The 3,149-nt window shown below is 58.8% G+C and carries 3 protein-coding genes; 1 reads left to right on the forward strand and 2 read right to left on the reverse strand.

What is annotated here, in order from left to right; genetic code table 11:
* A partial coding sequence (locus EN879_RS29665) for an alpha/beta hydrolase (RefSeq protein WP_164774660.1) occupies positions 1-638 on the forward strand: 638 nt, incomplete at its 5' end.
* 59 nt (positions 639-697) lie between these two features.
* On the opposite strand, the gene EN879_RS29670 is transcribed toward EN879_RS29665, so the two are convergent.
* Together EN879_RS29670 and EN879_RS29675 are read right to left on the reverse strand one after the other, a co-directional pair.
* Complete coding sequence (locus EN879_RS29670) at positions 698-1,792, reverse strand: site-specific integrase (protein ID WP_013532598.1); 1,095 nt, start codon at positions 1,790-1,792, stop codon at positions 698-700.
* 238 nt (positions 1,793-2,030) lie between these two features.
* A partial coding sequence (locus EN879_RS29675; protein ID WP_164774661.1) for a porin occupies positions 2,031-3,149 on the reverse strand: 1,119 nt, incomplete at its 5' end.

Below are 3,149 nucleotides of genomic sequence, written 5' to 3' on the forward strand. Positions count from 1 at the left end.
GCGTGGAGGCCGGCGACATTCTCGCCGGGCTGGCGGCGCTGAACATCGGAGAAGCGGCCTTCATCGGCACCTCGCGCGGGGGATTGATCATCCATGTGCTCGGGACGATGCGGCCATCCGTCCTGAAAGCCATTGTTTTCAACGACATCGGACCGATGATCGAGACGGCCGGACTTGCCCATATCCAGTCTTATCTCGAGCGCGACCCGGCACCGAAAACCCGCACACAGGCGGCGGCCGCCCAGCGCAGCGTGCATGGCGAAGACTTCTCCGCTCTTGCCGGCGCCGATTGGGATCGGATGGTATGGGCTCTCTACCGCGAAACGGATGGTGGGCTGGTGCCGGATTTCGATCCGAAGCTGGTGGATACCGTTGCCAGTCTCGATCTGACGCAGAAGCTGCCTGACCTATGGCCGCAATTCGAGGCGTTGGCCGCGATTCCTCTGCTCACCATACGGGGCGTTAATTCGAGATTGCTGTCCACAGACACGCTCAAGCAGATGAGAGAGCGCCATTCCATGATGGAGACGATCACCGTCGAGGGTCAGGGCCATGCGCCGTTCCTCGAGACCGGCAGCCTACCGGGCGACATAGGCGCTTTTCTCGATCAGGCCGAGCGGAAGAATATCCTGAAGTAAATCCCATGACCGAACAAGGTCACGGGATAGCTATGATAGTATAGGCAAGTTTCTTCAGCCTACTTGGCTTTTGAACTTTTCCGAGTCGCTTTCGGCGACTCCTTAGCGGCGGCGGCTGCCCCGTCCCTCTTTTTCCGCTCTGCCGTCGGCGACGAAGGCGTCGTCACGGGCGAAGAAAACATGGGGCCTTCAGCGCAATTGCCGCCCGGCTGAGTCGATCGAGGCGTTTCCAGCACGATGACACAGCCATCGAGATCGTTGGTGGCCAGATGCGCGTAGCGCATCGTCATCGACAGCGTTTGGTGGCCGAGCCACATCTGCACGCGCCTGATGTCGATGCCGCCCTGGACAAGACGCGAGGCGCAGGTATGGCGCAATATGTGCGGCACCACCTGATCGTCGGCGCCGAGGCCGACTTCGGCCTTCGCGTCGTTCCAGATGGCACGGAACTGTGCCTGGCTGAGCTTGGTGAACGGTCCTTTGGGCCGACGACCCTCGGTGGGAGGCAGCTTGATGACCTCCTTGACCCGCTCGGTCATCGGAATGGTGCGGCTGCGGCCGGATTTGGTGATCCAGAAGGAGACGCGATGCTCCTGGATATCGTTCCAGATCAGCCCAAGCGCCTCGCCGAGACGGCATCCGGTGTCGACCAGGAAAACGGAAAGCCTGTAGGCATCCTCGCTGCGGCTCTTGATGGCGGCGAACAGGCGCGCCTCTTCGTCCCTTTCGAGGAAGCGAATCCGACCCGCCCGCTCCTTCTGGCGGCGGAACTCGGGCAGGCTGTGGATATCTCCCATCTTGTGAGCCTTGCGCAGCAGTTTGCTGAGGGCAGCCATCTTTCGATTGATGGTTGCGTTGCTGTTGCCGCGCTGGCGCAGGGTGCCGATAAGGTTGTCCAGGGTACTTTGGTCAAAGGCGCTGAAACGCTCACCAAGGAGAATCTCGTCTATTTCGCCGATGAACGAGCTGACATTATACTTATGCCGCCCATCATCCCATAATATGTCCCGATATGCTGAAAAAAGATCTCCGACCCGATGCGATTTTACTTCTCTAATCTTGTTGTAGGTGTATCGAATCTTCGGACTTTGAGAAGAAAACATCGAAAAATGATCAGAGGACTCGCCCTCTTGAATCGCTTCGTTCGTCATCATTTGCCACACCCCCGAGTGGGATAGGTCAGCCCTACCCGCTTGGAAGCGTCCTTTCAAGAGATTTTAATCACGCAGTTGTGATTTCATCCGCCCATCAGCGGATCCCACGAAACCACCCCACGGATTTATTCAGCTACCGTTACCCCCATCCTTCCGTTTGCCTTGATCCAGTCACGAAACAAAAACAGCCCGGGCGTTTGCGCGCCCGGGCTGGATTTCACCTGTAAGGAACCAGCCCTTAGAACGAGCGCTGGAAGCGGAGGATACCGCCGATGTTGCTCTTCTTGTCGGCATGGGTCCAGTTGGACACGGTGTCGTTGCCGACATTAAGGTAATCGACTTCGGCCGTAACCGTGAAGCCAGGAACCACGTCGTAGGCGATGTTCGCCGCGATGCCGAGGTTCTTGCCCTCGTCATATGACACCTGAGCGTTGAACGAGGTCTTCTCGTTGAACTTGTAGGTGCCACCGCCCCACAGTGCCCAATTGCCGCTCCACTGCTTGTACATGCCGCGACCACCAGCAGGGAAATTCAAGCTTGCGTCGGTGTAGTTGTCGTCGGTGCCGTAACCGCCCATGATGAACAGCGTCAGCTCGTTCGTCGCGTTCACGTCCAAGCGAACCTTGGTGGCGACTTCTTCGTAGTTGCTGTCATACGAAACAACGCCGGTGATTGCACCCCAGCCCTGCGTCCACTTCACACCGCCGACGACATGCGGAACATAGCTGTCGATCGTGTAGGCGCCATAGCCTTCTTCGAGTGAAACCACAGCCGAGAAGCCGTTGCCAGCATCGAAGTAATACTGGATGACGTTGGTGTCGAAGCCGCCATAGGGAACCAGCGTATCCTGGATGACGTTGCCGGCGTAGCCGACGAACGTATCGAAGGCCGATTCGTCCTTACCGACGCGCAGGCCACCGAGCTGGATCCAGGCGAAGTTCAGCGAAACAGGCTCGTTGCCAGCAGCATTGATGAACGGGCTCGTATCGCGTTGGGTGTTGCTGAAATTGAAGCGGGTCTCGGTGTAGGTCTTCAAGGTGCCGAGTTCGGTTTCCTGACCGGTCCAGGTCTTCAGCGTGAAGCGGGCTCTCTTGCGCCAGGTGTCGTTGCTCTCACCGATGTCCTGATGATCTGCGCTTCTTGCACCATCGAACGAGCCGACGTCGCCGCCACCGATGTCATAACGGACATAGCCGCCGACGCGCAGGCAGGTCTCGGTGCCGGGGATGTAGAAGTAGCCAGCGCCGTAGACGTCGCAAATCTTGACGTATTCAGCGGGTTCCGGCTCGGCGACGACGACGGCGTCGGCGGCGCGCGCACCGGAAACTGCGATCAGGGCCGCAGCGGAGCCGAGGAG

It is taken from the genome of Mesorhizobium sp. M7A.F.Ca.AU.002.02.1.1 (genome assembly GCF_003998535.1).
GTDB classification, from domain to species: Bacteria; Pseudomonadota; Alphaproteobacteria; order Rhizobiales; family Rhizobiaceae; genus Mesorhizobium; species Mesorhizobium ciceri.